Source organism: Entomomonas sp. E7T21 (assembly GCF_058693955.1).
The window spans coordinates 2,997,033-3,012,561 of sequence record NZ_CP191672.1 but is presented as its reverse complement, the minus strand read 5'-3'; the positions used below and the strand labels follow the sequence as shown (position 1 = coordinate 3,012,561).

Below are 15,529 nucleotides of genomic sequence, written 5' to 3'. Positions count from 1 at the left end.
AGATATTGTAGTGAGCATAGCTGTTAAACAATAAACGAACAAGATTAACAAAGTAGTGTGAGATAATTTTAGTTATCTCACACATTAAAGATATTTATAGAATACTTAAAGGATATTGCACAATTAAACGTACTTCATTACGATCATCTAATGCAGATGAACGATAAGTAGCATGACGTACACGGAAACTTAAATCTTTTGCTGGTCCACTTTGTATGGTGTATTTAGCATCTAGATTATATTCCCATTCTTTACCCTTGCCATTTCCATAATTTGTCCATGAGTTGGCGATGTGTCGGCCATTAACGTATTTGTTAGTAATACTTAAACCTGGAATACCATAATCATCAAATTTGATAGTATAGGCTGCTTGCCAAGATCTCTCACCTTCATTGTTGAAGTCAGATACTTGAATAGAGTTACCTAAATAAATTGCGTCTTTACCATCAACACCATAAGGCATACCCCCTTTACCTGAGGAGCTTTGGTAACCCAGTAAGAATGTATGGGCACTAATAGTATAAGCACCCGTTAATGACCATGTATCAGAATCTATTTTATAGACATCTTTCATATCACCTTGGGCTTTTACACGGTAGTAATCAAAATTGAATTTTATATTTTGATTATCAGCTATAGGTATGTTGTAGCCTATGTTGGCGTATTGTTTTTTCCAGAAGTCTTTAACATCAGAGGCGAAAACACTAGCGGATAAGTCATTGGTGAATTGGTAGGTAACACCACCAAAGTAGATTTCTTTTAGACCTTTACCGTTATGTTGTTTATAGCTTAAGAAGCCATTGCTTTGCGAATCATAGCCACTTTGGTTACGCGATGAAAGTGCAGTAAAATGACCAAGCGTTAGTTGAAGTTTTTTTATCTCATTACTTTCAATCAATAGGCCAGTAGCGGATTCGGGTAGTAAACGACCATCATTAGTATCGAATACAGGAGTGCTAACAAACTGTTCACCATATTTGAAGGTGGTATTTGAGATTCTTGCCTTGGCGGCAACGCCTGCTCTACCAAAATCTTTTTCAGGTCTACCATTACTATCACGTGGAAATAAGTGGCTACCAGCTCTGCCTTTGCCTGAGTCGAGTCGCCAAGCATACATACCGATAGCATCAACCCCGAACCCTACTGTTCCTTCGGTATATCCTGAGTTATAGGTACCAATAAAGCCTAGTCCCCACTCTTCTTGATAGCTTTGTGCTTTTTTAGAACCGTGGCCATTTCGACTCGAGTTTCTATAATCTCGATTCATGTAAAAACTACGTGTTAAAACATCTAATTTGCTGCCCTCTATAAAACCCTTAGCTGATGCTTGAGCACTTTCATTAAAAATGCTTTTTTTAGCATCATCTTTTGTTTCAGCAGCATTTACTATGGGAATAAAAGATAATGCTGAAATAATAATGGCTATTTTAGTTGGTTTGTTAATCATGAAAATCCCCTAATCGCTAATGTTTTAAAAAAAGTATAGAGTGCTAGACATTTAAATAGTTATGCCTTTTTTAATAAGATAATATTGTTATAATCTGCTTTATTGAAATTTTCACTATCAAAAAATGGCAAATTTTTATCATTTTCTACAGTAATATGATTTAAATCAGAAATATTGATATTGGATATAGTGAAGAAGGAAAGTTTGAATATCGCTTCACAAGGTTTTTCTTGAGAAAGTTGATGAATATTATGGATGTTTAATGATTTGAAATAGTCTACTTTCCAAATATTTTTAATTTTATTTTTATTAATAAGTTTGGCAAGATATATTCGTTTAAATGACAGGGGATTAATGTTGGCAAAATTATGTTCTGTCATGATGGTAGAGTATTCTTTGGTATGTTCTTTAGCAAATACTCTAGGACTAGTAATAAAAAAAATTAATGCAAACATACAAAAACAAATGCTGTAAGTATATTTGATTGAATTCATTTAACACTCCAATGTTCATCTTTATCAATTCCATTAAAGTGACAGATTTTTATTACAAAATAATGACAAATAGAAAAAATTATATATTTGATTTGTTATGAATGGTCATAAGTATTGATTAGCTAGAAGTATTTTAAAGGATAAATTATAAATATCAGAAGTTTATTTATAAACTACACCTTTGCTATTGGACATAGTTGGTTCTAATTTAGTTGTGATGGTAGTTCTACTCTGATTTTTTTAATTCATTAGGATCAAAGCAAGGTACTTTTATTTCTGGATAGATACTCATGTTTTTGCCGGTGGAGTGGTTGAGACCTTGAATAAATTCTATTTTTCCAGTGGAAGTATGAATTTTGAATGTTGATTTTTCTATAGCAAAACGATTTGGGTAGCCTTGCTTTTTATACTATTTTCGATAGTCCAAGCTTCAGTAAAATTTAAACTTTTAATTGCCATTGCAACTAATATAGTTAAAGCTAATATTATCTATATTTTTTTGATAAGTGGTTTAATAAGAATTGATTAGTTTAATCCTAAAACAAAAGTTGGGTTAATCAGATCGTTTTATATAAAGTACGAATCCTGTGTAATGATATTTATGTTCAAACTGTTCTTGAGTGAATAGAGCCTTCCCTGTTAGAGGATCAGCAATTTCATAAACACTGTTTTGATAACTAAGCAAAGTGATAAAGTGACCAAAGTTATTTAACCGTACACCAATGATAGCTGGTGTGGGAACGCTTACTAAATCCTCTATATGTAAAAACTGATAATCAAAACCTTGGCTATGGGCATAACGAGCTAAATACCAATTCTCTGTTCCTGTTGCAGAGGTAAATACCTGTTTAGCAATATTGGCTTCAGTATCATCTTTACCATAGTATTTGAATATAGTAGCCAGTGAAGATGGACCACAGGTTGCAGGCGTAGTCTGTATAGCAACATTGTCCTGCCATTTATTTGTAAGGTTATTTTGTAGAGGTTTTATTAATGGTTTTATAAAAGGTAGGCTGATATAGACTAGCATAGCAGTTAGACACAAGCCTGTAAGAATACGATTTAGACTTAAAGATATTTTTTTATCTGCAAACCAAGCATTAAACACACCTATAAAAGGAGCAGCTAATATAACCAATAACTCTATATACGGATAGGCCCGAAACTGAGCATATATAGGATTTGCCCCAATAAGATCTGATAGGTAAGCAGCAGGAATACTTAGACTGATTAATGCCAGAATAAAACTAATCACAAGAAAAATTATTTTGTTTTTTGGTTTAGCTATTAATTTAGCTATTTTTGTTGAAGTAAAAAATAACAACAAACCAAGTAATAAACTTAAAATAAAGTTAGGATTAAATATCATAATATAATTTTACTTAGGTGCTTTATCGCATGACTAATAGTGAGAATTAATATTCCATCATTTAAATTGATTATCATACCTACCTGACAGTTTGGTTGCTGTTGATAAGATCAGAGATATTGTATTAAGTAACTAATTTATCTATCCTATCAATTGATAGGATGGATTTTATCATAAGCTAACATTAGGGGGTAATAAATGCTTTATCCTCTATAACTCGTAATGGTTGCATATCACTGGCTCCTTTGATCACTAGCGAGCGATCAGAGCGTAAGCACGCTCCTCCATAATGTCCACCAACAGCAAAGGTGCTTATTTGTACATAACGATTGGCTATTTGTGGTAAACACCAAAGTTGCTGATAGATATTTTCTTGTTCAGCAAACTTTCCTGTGGTTTTATCCAATACCTGTTCATTATGATTAACCAGCTCAATATTGCTACCACAACGCCCTGCGATGGGTTTAATCGCATAGCCATTTTCTGTTAAGTGGTTGTTTAATTCAAAGGTAGATTCCAGTAGATAGCGATGATTAGGAAATAATGACCAAAGCACAGGCAAAATAGCTTTATTACTAGGAATCACTGTCCATAATGGCTCAAATACAAGTACTTCAGGGCGTAATAATACATCAATAAGACGGACATGGTTTTCAGGATGACCTGTACGAATAGGAGGTGCAATTACTTGGTCTTCACTTTCTTGGCGTAATTGCTCTAATACTGTTTCCCATGCCCATGTTTTCCACACACATTTTACGGGATGATCTTCATCATCTACTAAGCGACCACGTTTATCCCAATGTAGGTCATCTAAACCATGCAAAATTTTACTTTCATAGCCTGCTTGAGATAAGGCTCGTTGTATAAATAGGGCATGATAATTTTCTTCAATATCATTATCTTGCATAATATGCACAAACGGCTTAGCATCACTGTGTTTCCATGCTTCACTCAAGGAATCAAGTAAATCCTCTGCTGGGTTTTTTCCTTGGGTTAATCCCCCTTGTTCTGCCCATTTCTGTAAAATATAGCCAGCCTCTGTATGGCAAGAAGCTGAGTCTGCATTGTATTCATAGGCTTTTAAACCACGTTCATCCATACAAAGATCTAGCCGACCAGTAATGGTCTGATAACGGCGATTTTTCCAAGAAAGTCGTAAGCGAGGCCACAGGATACTGGGAATATTAAAGTGTTCGAGTAACTGATCTTCTTTTAATACCTTATCGGTTGCGTGTAGATACATTAAATGCAATTCATTGGTTGCACGAACCAGCTCTTGCTCTGCACTTTTAGATATGGTGAAGTATTGATAGGGATCATCACTATTAATGGTATGTCCATTGGCAGTAATATAAGCATGTTCTAATGGATCGTTTTCATTAAGCCATTCACCATTAAATTGACCATGTTCTGTTAAGCGGTTACTGTGAATTGTTAAGTATTCAGGAGCAGTAATAGGCTGAGGTAAACTATATTGAGTATCTTCTGTTTGAGTCATCCAACCTAGAATATGGGTATCATTAAAGGTATCTTGCAGAGTATAACCATTATCACTAATAAGTAATGGCAGCTCCCGTGTCCATTGTTGTCCTGCGGGTAAGCGAGTATGTATAACATTTTGCTCAACAATCCTTACTTTGGACTCTAATACCTCTGTGATAATGGCAACATGACCAGTGCCTTTAAACTCGCCGCCTTCTTGCCAAATAAGTAAGGAACCAGCAACAGGAGGACGCTTACTACCATTGGCAAAAGCTTGTAGTGGTAAGATAGCATCATTGACGACTTGACGTAAAAAACGTAGTGAAAAGATCTCATAGGCATTGCCTACATCAGTGAAAACAACGCCATAATTAAGGTAAAGAAAACGTCGGGCAAACTCTACACATTGCCATTTATACCCCATGTACTCATGCCCAAGATAACTACGAAAAGAGGAGGTATCAGGATAGTCCTTTGGATTCGCTGTCGCGTAATCTGATGAGTAAATAGCAACACCACCAGGAGCATATCCTAATAGTGTGCCAAAAGGTTCACTTTTCTTTGTCATCTCTACTGACATAATATTTGACCTTGTAATAATTACCTATCAAAGCGCTATATCATAAACCAATCAATGAGCGATCTCTAGGTGGATAAGAGTATTATAAAAATACGTACCATTAACATTCTAATAATAGAAAAAATGCTACTTTATTTGATAACTTAAGTGATTTTGAGTTCAAGATAAGAACGGTATTAGTTATAAGGAAGAGTAATTTTTTAAAGAAAAGTAGTATTAACTTAGCTTAAATAGTGTAGTAGTAAAATAATAAGGTATTGTTTTTATTTTATTGGCTTTGTATATTTGGCGATAGAGTATTACACAATAGAATAGAAAGCCAGCTTGATTATCCTAATAATATAAACTGGCCAGTAATGCCATAATAAAATGCCTCTTTCTAGAGGCAAAATCTTATTCAAAATCAAAGATGATTTTTTCCGTACAAACCATTGCTATACCTTTTAATTTTTAGAGATTGGGCTTTTAATGCCAAATACTTTTTGAAGTGATGGATCACTTTCTATTGCTTTTCGTTTGTTTTCACTAATTTTAAAATAGTCTACACTGTATTTCATTTCATCAATAGCTAATGAGTCTGCAAGTGATATAGAGTTACCCAGTTCTGGATCATCCTTTAACGAATATCCTTCAACATTAAAATAGCGAGCAAGATTTACAGCTATAGAATACTGATTGGCTGTTTCACCAACACATGATTTATAGTTCTTAGAAGATAAATAAAGTAATGCTATTTTAGATTCTTCCATTGTCAAACCTTTATCAGTGAGAAAAGACACACCAATTTTATTTATTTCTCCCTCTTGAAAACATTCATAGAATTTATTTAGATAGTTTTCTTTAGCCATGTCTACATTTTGCTTCGCTATCTTCTTTAACTCTGTTTCTCTTTCAGTTTGGCTTAATAAGTCATAAGCAGAGGCTTGGGTAATAAACAAGACAGATAAAGCAGAAATTAATATTGTTCTAAGCATCTTACCAATTCTCCCCAAAATACCTGTTCTTGCCCGTTTGTTAATAGCTCTAAGTTTCTTGCCTCCCTGATTACTAAGGCTTTAACAACAGCATTCCAGTCGCCAGCTGCTTTGGCTAGACCTTCCCAGTCAGACATACCAACATTTAATCCAACTTGCCAAGTGGCATTCGATCTAGTAAAAATTAAATGGAACGTTCCAGCCATTAAAAGACCTGATACTATTTTACTATCATCTAAAATATGTTGGATATTTTTTATACCATTTGCGCTAGTAGAGCCAAACTTTAAATTATGTACTGGTTTACAATTGACTGTAGCCATATTTCATCCTTAAATATCTTATTTATATGAATGAAATATTAGGCTTATTAACAATCTAACAAAAACATATAATTATCATATTAGTGATTATAAAAACTCATGATGAAATTAGAGGATATGTAAAAGATTTTTGATGGTTAATTATCATCATAATCAATAACTTTATTTACTTGGGCAGCAAATTGTTTGCTTTGCAGTTCAGTCATTCCTTACTCAAGGGCAGTTAAATAGTCGTTATACCATTGCATCATTAAGTTATTTTTGCAAAACCTTATTAAGTTTCTATTTTTGATAGAATAATTCAAAAATACCTGTTACTGTAGCATCCTTTTTCTCACTTTCCTTTTTATTGACAAGGCGAGTATCTTCTTTTTGTAAGTCTTTAATAAATGTCTGATCCTTATCTCTAGCTATATTTGCAGTAGTAGCAGGGTAAATACCTAAGCCAGCTCAGCGCCAACTACCATTAGAATCTTTGTACCTGAAAATCTATCTTTTAGAGCCATTAGGTTTAACAGCAAAGTAGATACCATCAGTACCATAATTTTCACGGTACTCTTTTTTTTCTGGTTTTAGTGAAGCAAGCATAACACTTCATTTCTGAACGTTTTATCGTTTAACTCTGTGATTGTCTTGTGCATCAGTTTGTGGGTTTTTAGCTAGTATACACAATGGTGTACAAAAAAAATCAATGCTACATACGTTTATAGCTGTTTAAACGTGTTTAAATATTCTTTTGTATTTATTGGTATTTAAGGTTTTTATGTTGAAAGGTGTTAAAAAATTCTTGAATAACTGGCGGTTAGAGAGGGATTCGAACCCTCGATACGATTTCTCGTATACACGCTTTCCAGGCGTGCTCCTTCAACCGCTCGGACATCTAACCAATTTGGGAAGCTAATTATACACTGATTAGCTTTTTAAGGTGGGCTAATTTAACGGAATCATTACAGAAAATCAAAGACTTTTTAAGCTTCTTGATAAATTAAATAATTTAATGAGTTTTTTAACAATAGATAGCAGGGAGTTAGTATTAAATCCCTGCTATTTAATTATTTAAACAATTCATCAAGCAGTGTATTCATAGCGTTGAAAGCTCGCTTAGAAACTTTTGCATTATATTGTTTTACTTCAGGATCATTAGCAGTTACATCAGTAAAACCATGAACTGCACCACCATAGTTGATAAATTGCCAATCTACAGCGGGTGCTGATTTCATTTCATTAAAGAAATCTGTTATTTGATCATCAGGAATCATTGGGTCATTAGCGCCATTAAGCACTAGGATTGAGCTTTTAATATTTTGAGCATCTCTAGTATTAGGTGTATCTAAGTTGCCATGAAAGGAAATAGCCGCTTTTATATTTGCACCACTACGAGCTAGCTCTAAGGCACAACAACCACCAAAGCAAAAACCGAAAGCAGCGATTTTTTGTTTATCTATATTGATTTCTTTTAATAATATATCCAGTGCTTTGTTCATACGTTGCCGCAGATCTTGACGATTTTCTTTAAGTGGCGTCATTGCTTCGCTTGCTTGTTGACTATTTTCTGGACGAACAGTTTTTCCATAGAGGTCAACAATAAATACGATATAGCCTTTTTCGGCTTGTTGTGTTGCTAGGTCGATCGCTTCTTTAGTTATACCAAGCCAGTTTGGCGTCATAAGTAGTGCGGGAAGCTTATTGGTAACATTATTAGGAGAAACTAAGACACCTTCAAATGTTTGATTATTATATTGATAAGAAATATTAGTTTGGCTAATCATTATTTAATCCTTTTGTTGTTTTAAATAATAGGGGCAAAAAATAAGGCTCTTGAAGAGCCTTATTCTAGGTATATTAATTGGACAGTTCGATTAGCAATTTGTTTAATCGCTTTACATAGCTAGCTGGGTCTTTTAAATTATTGCCAGCAGCTAATGCGGCTTGATCGAATAGTACATGGGTTAGATCATTAAAACGATCTTCATCTGCTTCTTGGTCTAATTTTTGTACCAAAGGATGCTCAGGATTAATTTCAAAAATAGGTTTTGATTCTGGTATGGCTTGGCCTGTGGCTTGCAATATTTGACGCATTTGTAAACCTAAGTCTTGGTCACCAATGGCTAAAATAGCTGGAGATTCAGTTAGGCGATGAGAGATTCTTACTTCACTAACTTGGTCATTTAGTGCTTTTTTAATACGCTCTACAAGTGCTTCTTTTTCTTTAGCTATTTTTTCTTGATGTTGCTTATCTTCTTCAGAGTCTAGTTTACCTAAGTCTAAATCACCACGAGCAATATCTACAAATTGTTTACCTTCAAATTCAGGTAAATAATTCATTAACCATTCGTCAATACGATCAGTTAATAGAAGTACTTCTATACCCTTTTTACGGAATATTTCTAAGTGAGGGCTATTTTGAATTTGTGCATAGCTTTCACCTGTTAAATAATAGATTTTATCTTGATCAGATTTAGCACGAGATAGGTAGTTAGCGAGTGATACTTTTTGTTCTGTGCTATTTTCATGGGTTGAAGTGAAGCGCAATAAACCAGCAATTTTCTCACGATTAGCATAATCTTCTGCTGGACCTTCTTTTAATACTTGACCAAAGGCTTTCCAGAAAGTTGTGTATTTTTCTGCTTCATTTTTGGCTAATTTTTCTAACATATCAAGCACACGTTTGGTGAGTGCTGATTTCATGTTATCAATAATAGGATCTTTTTGTAGAATTTCTCTTGATACGTTTAAAGATAAATCATTCGAGTCGACAATACCTTTCACAAAACGAAGGTAAAGTGGTAAAAATTCATCTGCTTGATCCATAATAAATACACGGTTCACATAAAGTTTTAAACCATGTGTCATATCACGTTGATAAAGATCAAAAGGAGCACGTGAAGGGATATAAAGTAGTGAAGTATATTCTAGTTTACCTTCAACTTTGTTGTGGCTCCATGCCAGTGGATTTTCAAAATCATGGCTAATATGTTTATAGAACTCTTGATAATCTTCTTCAGTAACTTCTGTACGTGGGCGAGTCCATAGTGCGCTTGCACGGTTGACTACTTCCCACTCAATTTCATCTTTTTTATCTTCTTCTTGATCAAGTTGTTGTTTTGGTAGTTCAATAGGTAAATCAATATGATCTGAGTATTTTTTAATAATATTGCGTAATCGCCAGCCATCAGCAAACTCTAAATCATCATTTTTTAGATGTAATACAATGCGTGTGCCACGATCTTCTTTAGTGATATTTGCTATATCAAACTCACCTTCACCTTTAGATGACCAGTGCACACCTTCATCAGCATTTAAACCAGCACGACGGCTATACACATCGACTTGGTCTGCTACGATAAAAGCACTATAGAAACCTACACCAAATTGACCAATAAGTTTTGAATCTTTCTTTTGATCACCAGATAGGTTTTTAAGGAAATCGGCTGTACCCGATTTTGCAATGGTACCTAGATTAGCAATAACATCTTCGCGACTCATACCTATGCCATTATCATCTAGAGTGATTGTTTTGGCATCTTTATCAAAACTAATACGAATACGTAGTGACGCATCTTTTTCTAATAGTTCAGGTTTAGCAATAGCCTCAAAACGTAATTTGTCGCTAGCATCAGATGCGTTAGAAATAAGTTCACGTAAGAAAATCTCTTTATTCGAGTAAAGAGAATGAATCATTAAGTTTAATAGTTGTTTTACTTCTGTTTGGAAACCTAACGTTTCTTTTTGTGTTTCTACACTCATCTAAAAAATCTCCACTATTGTTAATTCAGAATATGAATAACAAAATGGGGATTAGTTGTTCATTTTTCAAGGGTAATTAGGCAATATAGCTATTGCCTACAGTTTTACACATCGTTGAATGACTTTGCCGTACTAGTTGTACTGTCTTCAGTCATTCGCCTCGTCTAAAATTGCATAGAAATAGCTATACAGTAAATGTATTACCTAATTAGCAGATTATTGAATATTAGTTGTGTCAGTAGCACAGACACGTAACCTGTGACCATCTGGATCTAATGCCACAAAAGTATAGCCAAACTCAAGTTGAGTGGGTTCTAAAAGAATGGGGATATGTAATGCTTGCCATTGCTTATAGATCGTATCGACTTGCTGTTTGGTAACATCACTCAGACAAATTTCAAAACCACCAAAGTGCTTAGTTGGTTCTGGATCAATACCTTCTTTTGTTTGTAGACCTAAGATAATATTTTCATTCAGAGTAAATACACTAAACTCTTTGTATGCTTCTATTGGTTGTTGTCCCAGTATATTTGTATAGAACTGAGTGCTTAATTGAATATCTGAAACATACAGAATTATACTATTGGGTTTAAATAGAAGCATTGTTCATTACCTTTAATCATTATTGGCATAGACACGAAGTCTATTTTGATTATTATCAAGCGCCATAAAGGCATAGCCAAAACAAAGATTAGTAGGCTCTTGTACTATCTTAAGTTTACTTTGCCACTCCTTAAAGCATTGGTCTACAGCTTGATGAGAGGGTAACTGAAAAATTAATTCATGGGCATTGTTAATGCCTGTCGCTTTTGGTTGTACTTCTTGAATACTCCAAAAGGCAAGCAAATAACCTGATTCTAATTGAAAGCAAGCGTAATCAGGATGGTTCTCAATAGGCTGGCATTTGAAAATATCGCTATATAGTGCAACGGTTGCGTTGATATCTTCAACATATAAGATGGTTTGATTGGGTTGCATAGAAAACTCCTTGTTGGTGATATAAATATGTAAGGAGTATTCTAATAGGGAGGAGTGTCAGTTTTTGTCAGTAGTATTAAAAAAGAGGTTTAGGAATTTGTTGGAAATAGTGCCAAGCAGTTAATAAATCTTCACGTTTTCTTGGAAACTGTTCATCTAATAATATTAGTGAAAAAATACGATCTATACGAAAGTGACGAAACTCTTCTCTTAACTCACACCATCCACAAATAACAAGGGTATGATGAAAGAAACCAATAGCAAAGGGCCATATAGTACGTTGAGAGTTTTCTTGATTAACATTGGTGTATTCAATGGTGACTTTTAAGTTTTGGTTAATGGCTTTGCGCAAAGCAATCAGTTGTTCGTCATAAGGCTCTGTTAATTTAGGATAGCCAATTAACAATGAGGTGTTTAATGTTTCCTGTAAAGGTTTGGGGAGTATTGTGCAAATTTTAGTTATTGCCTGTTGAGCGGCATTTGCTAACTGGCTATCAGTTTGACTAACAACCCAGCGACTCCCTATAAGTAGTGCTTCTACTTCTTCCTGAGTAAACATAAGAGGTGGTAAAGTAAACCCCTGTTGTAATTGATAACCTTTGCCTACCTCGCTGGTAATAATGGCACCTTGCTGTTGAAGGGTGGCTATATCTCGGTAAAGCGTCCGTAAACTAATACTTAATTGTGAAGCAAGTACTTTGCCAGCCACAGGATGGCGGTATTTATGAAGTATTTGCAGTAGTTCTAATAGACGTTGTGAACGAGTCATAATAATACTTGTTGAATCAATAAAGGTAATATACGTTATCTAAATCTGAACAAGATTAGAAGAATAATTTGTTTTTCTGTAAGATATCAGGCTATAAATTATTTTGATAATTAAGGTATTGTTGGTTATGGACATAAGTTCCACAAAGCAAAGTATGGTGTCGTTATTGACTCATTACCAGCAGTTGGTCATTAGCCAATTAGCAGAGTATGATTTGGTTGGCGAGTATTTGAATAAACCAATGGAGGAAAATGTACGTTTACTCTGCCAAATGCGTACTATTATTTTTCTTATTAAAACGGCTGAATTATCGAAGGATAATAATATTCGTATTGCTGAACAGTTATATGTTAAGACAGAAACAAATTATTTAAAAACTGATAAATGGTTGCAGCAACTAAATAATAATCAAGAAGCTAATTTATATAGTTATGCTTTTGTGATTTTAGCGCAGAGTTATCTTTATAAAGTTACCAATAACCCGTTATATGCTATAGCTTTAGCTGAAACTTTTAGTTTAGTTGAACACAAGTTTCAAGATTTGGCTATTTTTAAACCTTTATCTGAGTCAGACTGCTTAGAGCAAAATTCAGCGATGCATTTGTTTGAGGCATTAACTTTTGCTTATTATCAAGCCGATGCTGTTTATATGCAGCCAGCTATTTTGAGGTTAGAGCAATTAATAGCAGAGCGGTTCTGGCAAAAAGACAAGCAATTATTGGCTGAAAAGGTAATGTTATCAGGTCAGGTATTAAGTTATGAGGCAGGGCATTGGTTCGAATGGATTTCCTTAATATGGCGAGTAAGTCAACAGGGAGGTGAGTCATTTACTAATAGTAATAAACTATATGCTACTGCTCTAACTCATACCCGTTTTTCTGAACAAGGCTTGGTATTAAATGAAATGGATGCACAATTTCATCCATTAGATACCCAACAAATACGTATTTGGCCAAATTTAGAATATTTAAGGGCAAAAACTTTTATAGAACAACAAATACCTGTTGAAGAACTTAATACATTTATTGAGTTATTTTTTGATCAACGAGGTTTACCTCGAGAGTATTTAACCAAAGAGCTAGTTCAAACTGTTAAATCAACAACGGGTTATCATATAGCCGAGAGCTTTGTTGATATTTTGAATATAAATGAGAAACTATAAAGGGAGGAATTATGCAAATTACCGATTTCCGTCAACAACTACAAAATCCTAACCATCAATTTGCTGATACATTAGCTTTTATTGAGGAGAATTACCGCTTTCAGCCTACAGTATTTAAAAATGGGAATGTAGAAAATAATCAAGGGCAAAATGAAGGCTCATGCAAAGTATTAGCTTTAGCTATTTTGGAGGGATTTACAGATCAAGAAGCGTTATTAGCTTTTGCTGAGCATTATCAGAGTGTGTTAGCTAACCCTGATGGCAGTGATCATCAAAATATTCGTTCGTTGCAAGAAAATGGCCTAAAAGCAGTGGTTTTTGAAAGATTTCCATTAGTTAAGCTGAATAAATAATAAAAAAATAGCATTTTTTATTGCTTTTTATGGAATAGCTTGTCTTTTTTGGGTAGAATGCGACCGCCCAAGTTGTACTTAGGGTTTTTATTTTATTTATTTTAAAAAGTTGAGGTTTTATTGCATGTCTAAAGAAGACAGCTTTGAAATGGAAGGAACTATTGTTGATACACTTCCTAACACCATGTTTCGTGTAGAGTTAGAAAATGGTCATGTTGTGACTGCACATATTTCAGGAAAAATGCGTAAAAATTATATTCGTATTTTGACAGGTGATAAAGTTCGTGTTGAGTTAACACCTTATGATCTTTCAAAAGGTCGTATCACCTACCGAGCGCGTTAGTTTTTAAACAAATCTTATAGTCGATTTACATTTTATGGTAAGGTGGTTTCTTTGCTACCTTAGCTTTCTACTATTAACATTTTTTTGCTTGTTATAATTATCCTTGCTAGATGATAATAGACCTTTATATGGCTAATATATACCAATAATAAATCATTAAAGGATAATTAATAATCTATTATGAAACAATTGCTTATTCGTTTTTTTAGATTGGAAGCGGCATCAGGTATCTTATTGATTATAGCTACCATTTTAGCATTAATAGCTAGTAATAGTTTGCTTAGTGATTGGTACAATAATTTTTTAAATATACCTGTTATGTTGGCAGTTGATAAGTTAGTGATTGATAAGCCATTGTTGTTATGGATTAATGATGGGCTAATGGCTATCTTCTTTTTACTCATTGGTTTAGAAGTAAAAAGGGAAGCATTACAAGGTCAACTCTCCAAAGTTTCACAAGTGATTTTGCCAACGGTTGCAGCCTTTGGCGGGATGATTGTTCCTGCTATTATTTATTGGGTATTTAATCAAAGTGACCCACAAGCTCATAGTGGTTGGGCTATCCCAATGGCAACTGATATTGCTTTTTCTTTAGGCATTTTGGCATTATTGGGCAAAACGGTGCCAGTCCCTTTAAAATTATTTTTGATGACCTTAGCTATTATAGATGATCTTGGGGCTATTCTTGTTATTGCATTATTTTATTCTGGTGATGTATCACTAGGAGCATTAGGGCTGGCAGGGATTTGTTTAATTGTATTGATTACTTTGAACTTGCTGAAAGTTAGAAGTATAGGTCTTTATTTAATTATTGGCTTTATTTTATGGGTTTGTGTATTAAAAAGCGGTATACATGCCACTATTGCAGGGGTTGCCTTAGCCTTTACTATTCCTTTAAAACTTAGAATGACTAAAGCGGAGCATATTCATCCACCACTTATTAAGTTGGAGCATGCATTAAGCCCTTGGGTTTCTTATGTTATTTTGCCTCTATTTGCCTTTGTTAATGCTGGAGTTTCTTTTGCTCATGTCACCCAAGATCATTTATTAAGTACGGTTACATTAGGCATAGTACTGGGGCTTTTATTGGGTAAAACCATTGGTATTTTTAGTTTTACATGGATAATAGTAAAATTAGGTTTTGCTAAACTCCCTAAAGGTTCTGATTGGTCTCTGCTCTTTGGAGTCTGCATACTTTGCGGTATAGGTTTTACCATGAGCCTCTTTATTGGTGGTTTGTCTTTTCCAGCTAATAATGAGTATGTAGGCATTGATAGAGTGGGTATTTTGATAGGTTCTTTTTTATCTGCTGTCATTGGTTATTGTGTAATGTATAGAGCACTTAAAAAGAAAGCCAAATCATCATAATTTGATAGAGTATTTTCCTTAATATACTTCTTAATTTAGGTAGGTTAAATTTATAGTTGTTGTGTTTAGTAAATTTTAGTATAATCCCGCCCCTTGCTCTATTGTGGGCATGTAAAACTGAAAATTAACTCCTTGCT

Annotated in this window: 15 protein-coding genes and 1 tRNA gene; 4 read left to right on the top strand and 12 right to left on the bottom strand. The window is 34.1% G+C overall.

Annotated features, from left to right (window positions below; translation table 11 throughout):
• Positions 1 to 94: 94 nt before the first annotated feature.
• The 12 genes from ACQVD9_RS14270 to ACQVD9_RS14215 all read right to left on the bottom strand — a co-directional run bounded on the left by ACQVD9_RS14270 (position 95) and on the right by ACQVD9_RS14215 (position 12,166).
• Positions 95 to 1,447, bottom strand: coding sequence for an OprD family porin (locus tag ACQVD9_RS14270; RefSeq protein WP_264746592.1), 1,353 nt, complete (start codon positions 1,445 to 1,447; stop codon positions 95 to 97).
• 59 nt (positions 1,448 to 1,506) lie between these two features.
• Positions 1,507 to 1,941 carry a hypothetical protein gene (locus ACQVD9_RS14265; RefSeq protein ID WP_264746591.1) on the bottom strand — a complete coding sequence of 145 codons (435 nt, stop codon included), beginning with the start codon at positions 1,939 to 1,941 and terminating at the stop codon, positions 1,507 to 1,509.
• Between the two features lie 553 nt (positions 1,942 to 2,494).
• Entirely contained in the window at positions 2,495 to 3,310 is an 816-nt protein-coding gene (locus tag ACQVD9_RS14260; RefSeq protein ID WP_264746590.1) for a cysteine peptidase family C39 domain-containing protein, read from the bottom strand.
• A 184-nt stretch (positions 3,311 to 3,494) separates the two neighbouring features.
• Positions 3,495 to 5,375: a bifunctional glutathionylspermidine amidase/synthase gene (gss, locus tag ACQVD9_RS14255; protein WP_264746589.1), complete on the bottom strand. Its 1,881-nt coding sequence runs from the start codon at positions 5,373 to 5,375 to the stop codon at positions 3,495 to 3,497.
• A gap of 443 nt (positions 5,376 to 5,818) precedes the next feature.
• Positions 5,819 to 6,349, bottom strand: coding sequence for a hypothetical protein (locus ACQVD9_RS14250; protein ID WP_264746588.1), 531 nt, complete (start codon positions 6,347 to 6,349; stop codon positions 5,819 to 5,821).
• Positions 6,331 to 6,672 (bottom strand): hypothetical protein, encoded by a 342-nt coding sequence (locus ACQVD9_RS14245; RefSeq protein WP_264746587.1) that lies wholly within the window; start codon positions 6,670 to 6,672, stop codon positions 6,331 to 6,333. The genes ACQVD9_RS14250 and ACQVD9_RS14245 overlap by 19 nt, the downstream gene beginning before the upstream one ends.
• A 796-nt stretch (positions 6,673 to 7,468) precedes the next feature.
• Positions 7,469 to 7,558, bottom strand: a tRNA-Ser gene (locus ACQVD9_RS14240).
• A 166-nt stretch (positions 7,559 to 7,724) separates the two neighbouring features.
• On the bottom strand, positions 7,725 to 8,441 hold the full coding sequence (locus ACQVD9_RS14235) for a dienelactone hydrolase family protein (RefSeq protein WP_264746586.1): 717 nt from the start codon (positions 8,439 to 8,441) through the stop codon (positions 7,725 to 7,727).
• A gap of 73 nt (positions 8,442 to 8,514) precedes the next feature.
• Positions 8,515 to 10,419 (bottom strand): molecular chaperone HtpG, encoded by a 1,905-nt coding sequence (gene htpG, locus ACQVD9_RS14230; RefSeq protein WP_264746585.1) that lies wholly within the window; start codon positions 10,417 to 10,419, stop codon positions 8,515 to 8,517.
• A gap of 216 nt (positions 10,420 to 10,635) precedes the next feature.
• Positions 10,636 to 11,022: a VOC family protein gene (locus ACQVD9_RS14225; protein ID WP_264746584.1), complete on the bottom strand. Its 387-nt coding sequence runs from the start codon at positions 11,020 to 11,022 to the stop codon at positions 10,636 to 10,638.
• Positions 11,023 to 11,034: 12 nt separating this feature from the next.
• On the bottom strand, positions 11,035 to 11,397 hold the full coding sequence (locus ACQVD9_RS14220) for a VOC family protein (protein WP_264746583.1): 363 nt from the start codon (positions 11,395 to 11,397) through the stop codon (positions 11,035 to 11,037).
• Between the two features lie 76 nt (positions 11,398 to 11,473).
• A complete protein-coding gene (locus ACQVD9_RS14215; RefSeq protein WP_264746582.1) occupies positions 11,474 to 12,166 on the bottom strand; it encodes a helix-turn-helix transcriptional regulator in 693 nt (230 codons plus the stop codon).
• A gap of 127 nt (positions 12,167 to 12,293) precedes the next feature.
• On the opposite strand from ACQVD9_RS14215, the gene ACQVD9_RS14210 reads away from it, so the two are divergent.
• The 4 genes from ACQVD9_RS14210 to nhaA all read left to right on the top strand — a co-directional run bounded on the left by ACQVD9_RS14210 (position 12,294) and on the right by nhaA (position 15,392).
• Positions 12,294 to 13,328, top strand: coding sequence for an AGE family epimerase/isomerase (locus ACQVD9_RS14210; protein WP_264746581.1), 1,035 nt, complete (start codon positions 12,294 to 12,296; stop codon positions 13,326 to 13,328).
• An 8-nt stretch (positions 13,329 to 13,336) separates the two neighbouring features.
• A complete protein-coding gene (locus tag ACQVD9_RS14205) occupies positions 13,337 to 13,681 on the top strand; it encodes a HopJ type III effector protein (RefSeq protein WP_264747803.1) in 345 nt (114 codons plus the stop codon).
• A 124-nt stretch (positions 13,682 to 13,805) separates the two neighbouring features.
• Complete coding sequence (gene infA / locus ACQVD9_RS14200) at positions 13,806 to 14,024, top strand: translation initiation factor IF-1 (RefSeq protein ID WP_053101714.1); 219 nt, start codon at positions 13,806 to 13,808, stop codon at positions 14,022 to 14,024.
• A gap of 180 nt (positions 14,025 to 14,204) precedes the next feature.
• A complete protein-coding gene (nhaA, locus tag ACQVD9_RS14195) occupies positions 14,205 to 15,392 on the top strand; it encodes a Na+/H+ antiporter NhaA (protein WP_264746580.1) in 1,188 nt (395 codons plus the stop codon).
• Positions 15,393 to 15,529: the final 137 nt, after the last annotated feature.